We start from the raw sequence: 6000 nt of genomic DNA, 5'->3' as shown, positions 1-6000 counted from the left end.
CCAACGACGCCTACGGCAAGCGGGCGTCCACGGCGTAAGCACCTTATTCCTTAGTCGAATAGGTTTTTCTGACTTCATAACCATAAAGCTTATGATAGCAATTTGACCGGATCTTGGCCGGACGCCTCGTAGAGCCACAGCAGGGCAACTCCGGAGCCGTTGCGCGGCCCACGTCCCCGCACAAGCGAGCGCGCAGCCGCGCGTGCCCTCGCCGCTTCCTCCTCATGTCCCGAAATGAAGGCCCGGATAGCTCCAACTATCCGGGCCTTCATTTTTTGCACGAAACCGGGTACATTTTTGCGCGTGTCCCCCGGGAGCCTTGCCACACAAGGGCTTCCGATCGGGTACCCAATGCACTGACTGGCGCAGCGACACGCGGTCCGGGACCATCGCCCGGCCCCAACATGTAACGAACAACACAGTTTCCGTACCGGACAGGGACCACATGCTGATCACCGGCGAAGTCGAGGATGTCGCGTTTCGCGAAACACCGGTCGCGCCCGGCCGCACAACGGCCCCGGCTGCTGGCAGGAAAGCCCGACTGCGGCAGGCCCGGCGCCGACAGACCGACACACGGCGGATCGGGCTGCAGCACCTCGCGTTCTTCCGCGGGTATCTGGAGAGGCTGGATCTCGCCGACCTGGCGGACCAGTATCTCGAGTTCGGGCGCGACGCTCGCAAGGCGGAAGCCACGCGCAACTGGCTGGTGACGGCGTTCGTCGCCGCCGCGCGCAAACGCCACGACTTCGCGACCGCGCGGCTGCTGGCGATTCGCCCGGCGGCGCTTGGCACGCCCGCCGGGCCGGATGCGGCCGTCGTGCCGTCGCTGGACGAGTTCGCCGCGACGCATGACCCGCACGGCTTCCATACGGAAAAGGAACTGCTCGACTTGTTTGCCGCCAACCACGCGGGTCACGATGCTGACGCGACAGCAACGCTGCGCCGGCAGCAGCGGAACGCGCGGTTGCGTGCCAAGCAGATGGCGGCGCTCAACGAGCTATCCCGCCTGCTGGTTGAAGATCCCAAACCGGACCATCATGTGCTCGGCTGGTTCGATGTTGCCGTCGCGCTGCGCCTGTCGGACGTGGGCATTTCCACGATCGGCAAACTCGTTGAGACCATCAACGCGATCGGTTACCGCTGGTACCGGAACGTGCCGCGCCTGGGCGAAACCGGTGCGCGCCGTATCTCGGCGTGGCTGGAGCATTACCGCGACGTCGACGGCCTTCGGATCGAACCGCATGCGCTGGCACACCCGTCCGAACGCAGCCTGCCGGTGCCGCAGATCCGACGCGAGCCCGTGACGGGCATCGTGCCGCTCGAGTACTTTCTGGTTCCCGCCGATCTCGATGGCTCGCAGGGCACGAACCGCAACCTGATCAGGAACAACAGCGGCGCACAGAACGACCGGCAGGCGATCGAATTCTGGCTGGCTGATTACGAGAATCCGAACACTCGCGAAAAGTACCGCACCGAAGCCGAACGCTTGCTCCTATGGGCGATTTTCGCGAAGGGCAAACCGCTCTCGAGCCTCGACATCAATGACGCGCGCGACTACGTCAACCGCTTCCTCGTTGATCCGCAGCCTGCTGCGAAATGGGTGATGGACAGTGCCGTGCCCCGCAACGAACCGGGATGGCGCCCTTTCCGCGGCCCCCTGTCGGTCAAGAGCCGGCAGGACGCGTTGACGGCCCTCAAAAAGTTCTTCAGCGATCTGGTGAACGCGCAGTACCTGGACCATAACGCCTTCGCCAAGATCAAGGTGTTTCTTGGTACCGAACAGGACACGGCAGGCAATGAGCGGCGCGTGGCCGTAAAACCTCGTCTTCAGGTGGAACGCAGCCTGACAAAGGAAGCTTGGGCGTTCGCTATGCGCGTGCTCGACGCACTGCCCGACTCCGCCGCAGCTGCACGGATGCGCTTCGTGCTGTCCCTGGCGTACAGCACCGGGTTGCGGCGCGCGGAACTGTGCGGTGCGTTCACCGACGACATCAGAGAGCGCTATGCCGGTGCGGAGCTGGGCACGATCTATCTGTTACGGGTGGTCGGCAAAGGCGCGAAGGAACGGTTCATCCCGCTCGTGCCCGCTGTGCTGGATGCACTCGGAGACTACCTCGCGGCGCGCGGCTTCCCCCGCGATCCCCTCGCCTGCCCGGTCGGTACGCCGCTGATCCCAGCCCTTCCGGACAAGCGTGACATCGGGCGTGCACGAAGGGAAGCCACCGAGAACGGTACCGATTCTGCCCGGGTCCTTTTCGAGCTTGCGCGACGCGCCGGGCCGGTCTCTCCAGACCAGCTGTACAAGGCGGTAAAGCGCTTTTTTGCGTCGGCTACTGCAGCCGCACTTCGGGAAGACTCCCCTCATGCGCGCGCATTCAATGCTGCCAGCACGCATTGGCTACGACATACGTTCGTGTCTCATGCAGTGGCCAACGGTATGAGCCTTGAAAGCGCACGGCAATTTGCGGGACATGACTCCCTGGACACCACGTCCATCTATGCAACTGCGGAGCTCGGCCGCCAGTACCGGGAAGCCGAATCGTTCCTGCGACGAGCATCAACGTAACCGCAGCCAGTTTCGGAAGGGATCGACCGGCAGGCTGGGGACTCAGTGATGCGACGCGGGAATTAGGTAGAAGAGTTTGATCGCCGATGACAACGCCCCGCAGGCAAAGCCAACGAGCAGCATCCAGTAGTCGGTCACACTGAATTCTGTCGGCACCGCCTTGGCATCGCTCTCGAGTTCCGTCGCCAGTTCGCGGATCTTTGGCGAACTGGTGCGCGCGGCAAGCTGAGCCAGGTCGCGGGCGGCCAGCAGCGCCCGGCTGACCTTGAAGGCGGGCCACCAGATCAGCAGCACGCTTACGAGCACAAGGACTTCGGCGCCGTATTCAACGACGTGCAGCCACTGCTCGCCCGTCAAAACGCACCCCAAAGGATCTCGGGTTCGTCGGCGGGGGTAGCGTCGCCTGCGCGCTCCACGCGCACCGCGTCGCGGCCGCGCACCCGGCGCGAGCGACGCACACGGACTAGTCGCGGCAGCCGGTCACTTTCCTCGGCCCGTGGATGAGGCTCATCTGAAAAGCCAACCACCAGCTTAAGCCCCAGCGCATGCGCGACGGACACGATGCGGTCGAAAGACGGGCCGTGCACCCCCTCGCCCTTCTCCAGCCGGCTGATCTCCGACTGTTGGATGTCCAGTCGGCGCGCCAGTTCTGTCTGGGTCAAATCCTGCGATTCGCGCGCGGCACGCAGCATATGGCCGATGCGGACCAGTTGTGACTGTTGCTCATACCCGGCCCGAAACTCCGGGTTGTGCATCAGTTCGTCGCGTAGTGCTGTCAGCCTGCCCATGATCGTTCCCTCCCCTTTCATACCCGTGCGGCGCCGGCTGCACGTGCGCCGGCCTGCGTGACGTCAACCGCAAGCAGCCGCAATACCGGCAAGTGGCCGGCCGATGGCGCCTGCTCAATGGCGAACACTCCGAACATCTGTGGAGCGCAGCGTTCGTAAAGGCCGTGACCGTTGAGAACCGTAACCGGTTGGACGGGCATCTCGCCGGAGGCCAGGCAATGCTCGATGACGTCGTCAATCAATACCAGCAGCTGGCCCAGTGCCCGGTACCGGCCCGCCCGGCGCTGAACGTTGATGTCCTGCAGCGCGTCGGGGTGATAGTCATCCTGGTAGCACGGCACGAATCCTCTCCTTGATTATGAGTTTTTTCCAATAATTTTCAAGGTATTCTCGCCTATCGGCTTGGAGAACGTCTCCATTTGTTCGCTCCCTCTCGTTGATGACGTCGCCTTCCCTTTGCATTTGGGGACCCATCGCTGGCGCCCCCCCCTCTGGGAGGCCGCTTGGCGCGAAGCGCTTGGTCCGTACCTAGGGGCACATTCAGTATATAAGGGCCCCTAGACCCGCCCACCTTAATGATTGCCGTTTCACCGGCGCGCGGCAGCTCTGTCACTTGCCAACAATACGTTGAGAATCTGCTCAAGCTCCTCAATTCGCGGGATGACTCGCTCAATGTTCGGCGATTCGATGCGTAGGTGCTTCCTGTCCCGTCCAAGCCTGACGCGGATTCCCAGTGGCGCTGGCCGTTTTCCGGTAGTCAACGCTCCCAAAACGTCTTCCGGCCTCGCGTTCTGCGGGACAGCTTGCGCCCTCTGCTTGATGACCTGCTCGCCTTTTTCTTTAACTAAAAGCTGGAGCGTCGCGATGTCCGTGAATGAAAACGCATGCCGATCACCAAATGCACGCAAGACCTCCTCAGGCAGCCTTGCTGCCGCGAGCATCCTTGACATGTGTGCGCCAGACACCCCCAGCTCGGAAGCGAGTGCCTTTTGGGTCGGCCAGAGTCCCCGCTCAATGAGCGCGAGATAGAACTGGCCCATAACAACGAGCGATTCGTTCGCCGCCTTCAAGCGCGTGTGGGTAGCAATCGCTGCCCGCTGGTTTGGAATCTCTATGGCGGAAAAGTCGTAGTTCATTCTCGCATTGCCCCGTTTCGTGTGAATAGTGAATAGCTTATCAGCGGCTTGGCGCTGTCAAGTCGCCATAGGCCGGAGAAGCATCTCGCGGAGTGCACCTGGGTCGACCGTGCCGTGACCCCATCTGCCAAAATGTCTGTATGGCCTAACGGTTTCTACGTAGAAACTGTCGAGGTTCCGTGCTGGCTGAAATAGCTCTCGACGCCGATGGCAAGTTTCTGCACTGCGCGCATCGGCCGGGACAAGCTTGCTGAGAGCTATATCAGCTTCGACAATGCGGGCGAGCCGATCTAGCTTCCGATATCAAATCGCGCTTCGCAAGCACGGGCGATCCTTCGTTTAGCCGATCCTGTCCCCCTCGGTTCTTTTCGCGCTCGTTAATGACGGCATCTAATCCATCGCAAGAAGCGGCGCATCCGTTTAGATGGAAAGTTGATAGATAGCAAACGACCGGTTTCTACGTAGAAACCGGTCGATGATCAATCTCGCTGCGAATAACAACTCGAGCTCATTGTGCGTCGGCCCTTTAGTTTCTACGCAGAAACTACTACAAGCTTCCAGTCCAAAGCGGTGCCGGGTTCACATTCTTTGGACTCAAGCATTTTCGCCAATGCCTTCGTGCATTGATTTCTACGCGTAACCTTGGCTGCAACAGTCTCTATGGCGCCGAGGTGCCGAGGTGCCGGCTTGTGCCTTTGACGTCCGAACAACGATGCATCGGAATATTGTTGCAAAAGCAAAGAGTTCTTGAATTATTCATTTGCTACACCTAAGATTCGACGAACTTGACGCTACCGGTTTCTACGTAGAAACAAGGTTGGTTGATCCGTGAGCGCAATAACGAATGGAGCCCGCATGGCTGCAAAAATCATCACCGTCTTCAATCAGAAGGGTGGGTCAGGAAAAACCACAACCTCCTGTAACCTGGCCGGCGTCCTTGGACTGAGGGGGCATAAGACACTTCTCGTGGACTTGGACGATCAAGGGACAGCGACTCTTTCGGTGGGCGCAGCGCCGGACGATCGTCCGTTCCCCGCAGCGCTGTCAAACCTGTCGAGAAGCCCCCGTCCAGACAGAGAGATCGCCAAATTCGTTGCCGACTATGACTTCATAGTCATCGACTGCCCCCCTGCGATCCGGTCCAGCGCCCCGTCCGTCGCCCTATTGATCTCTGACCTCGGCTTGATCCCCGTTGGAGCTTCCGGGGGGAATCTTTGGGCGGTCCAAGAAGCCAAGAAACTCGGCGTGTCCGCTCAGGTGACAAATCCCGACCTGAAACTTCGCTCGCTAGCCAACATGGATCAAAAAGTGACGATTGTTCAGCAAATATTTGACGCTGCCGAGCAAGATGAGGAACTCCCGATGCTTAAAACGCGTTTGGGCTTCCGTACAGCCTACAAAGAGGCAGAAGTCTCCGGCAGTACTGTCTTGCAAATCCGTGGCGCTAAGGCAGCTCACAAAGAAATCAACGCATTTGTTGACGAAGTGCTGAAGGTCGTAGGGGAGTAAC

6 protein-coding genes are annotated in these 6000 nt (G+C 60.4%); 2 read left to right on the top strand and 4 right to left on the bottom strand.

Annotation, left to right across the window (positions count from 1 at the left end; genetic code table 11):
* The first annotated feature begins 445 nt into the window (after positions 1 to 445).
* Positions 446 to 2566: a phage integrase family protein gene (locus AB3X89_RS35760; protein ID WP_368587435.1), complete on the top strand. Its 2121-nt coding sequence runs from the start codon at positions 446 to 448 to the stop codon at positions 2564 to 2566.
* Positions 2567 to 2608: 42 nt separating this feature from the next.
* Here AB3X89_RS35760 and AB3X89_RS35755 read toward each other — a convergent pair whose 3' ends face one another.
* The 4 genes from AB3X89_RS35755 to AB3X89_RS35740 all read right to left on the bottom strand — a co-directional run bounded on the left by AB3X89_RS35755 (position 2609) and on the right by AB3X89_RS35740 (position 4490).
* Positions 2609 to 2923, bottom strand: coding sequence for a hypothetical protein (locus tag AB3X89_RS35755; protein ID WP_368587434.1), 315 nt, complete (start codon positions 2921 to 2923; stop codon positions 2609 to 2611).
* The gene (locus tag AB3X89_RS35750) at positions 2920 to 3354 is read right to left on the bottom strand and encodes a helix-turn-helix domain-containing protein (RefSeq protein WP_368587433.1); all 435 of its coding nucleotides are present in this window, start codon (positions 3352 to 3354) and stop codon (positions 2920 to 2922) included. The genes AB3X89_RS35755 and AB3X89_RS35750 overlap by 4 nt, the downstream gene beginning before the upstream one ends.
* A gap of 17 nt (positions 3355 to 3371) precedes the next feature.
* Positions 3372 to 3695: a hypothetical protein gene (locus AB3X89_RS35745; RefSeq protein ID WP_368587432.1), complete on the bottom strand. Its 324-nt coding sequence runs from the start codon at positions 3693 to 3695 to the stop codon at positions 3372 to 3374.
* 246 nt (positions 3696 to 3941) lie between these two features.
* Positions 3942 to 4490: a hypothetical protein gene (locus tag AB3X89_RS35740; RefSeq protein WP_368587431.1), complete on the bottom strand. Its 549-nt coding sequence runs from the start codon at positions 4488 to 4490 to the stop codon at positions 3942 to 3944.
* A gap of 855 nt (positions 4491 to 5345) precedes the next feature.
* On the opposite strand from AB3X89_RS35740, the gene AB3X89_RS35735 reads away from it, so the two are divergent.
* Positions 5346 to 5999, top strand: coding sequence for an AAA family ATPase (locus AB3X89_RS35735; protein ID WP_368587430.1), 654 nt, complete (start codon positions 5346 to 5348; stop codon positions 5997 to 5999).
* Position 6000: the final 1 nt, after the last annotated feature.

Source organism: Paraburkholderia sp. BR14320 (genome assembly GCF_040948665.1).
In the GTDB taxonomy this organism is placed as follows: domain Bacteria; phylum Pseudomonadota; class Gammaproteobacteria; order Burkholderiales; family Burkholderiaceae; genus Paraburkholderia; species Paraburkholderia youngii.
The sequence above is the reverse complement of the archived record's forward strand: the minus strand, read 5'-3'. Positions and strand labels throughout refer to the sequence as shown.

What these genes read in the sequence shown, in the direction of transcription:
- AB3X89_RS35760 (WP_368587435.1), top strand. Translation starts at nt 446, where the DNA reads ATGCTGATCACCGGCGAAGTCGAGGATGTCGCGTTTCGCGAAACACCG.
- AB3X89_RS35750 (WP_368587433.1), bottom strand. Translation starts at nt 3,354, where the DNA reads ATGGGCAGGCTGACAGCACTACGCGACGAACTGATGCACAACCCGGAG.
- AB3X89_RS35740 (WP_368587431.1), bottom strand. Translation starts at nt 4,490, where the DNA reads ATGAACTACGACTTTTCCGCCATAGAGATTCCAAACCAGCGGGCAGCG.
- AB3X89_RS35735 (WP_368587430.1), top strand. Translation starts at nt 5,346, where the DNA reads ATGGCTGCAAAAATCATCACCGTCTTCAATCAGAAGGGTGGGTCAGGA.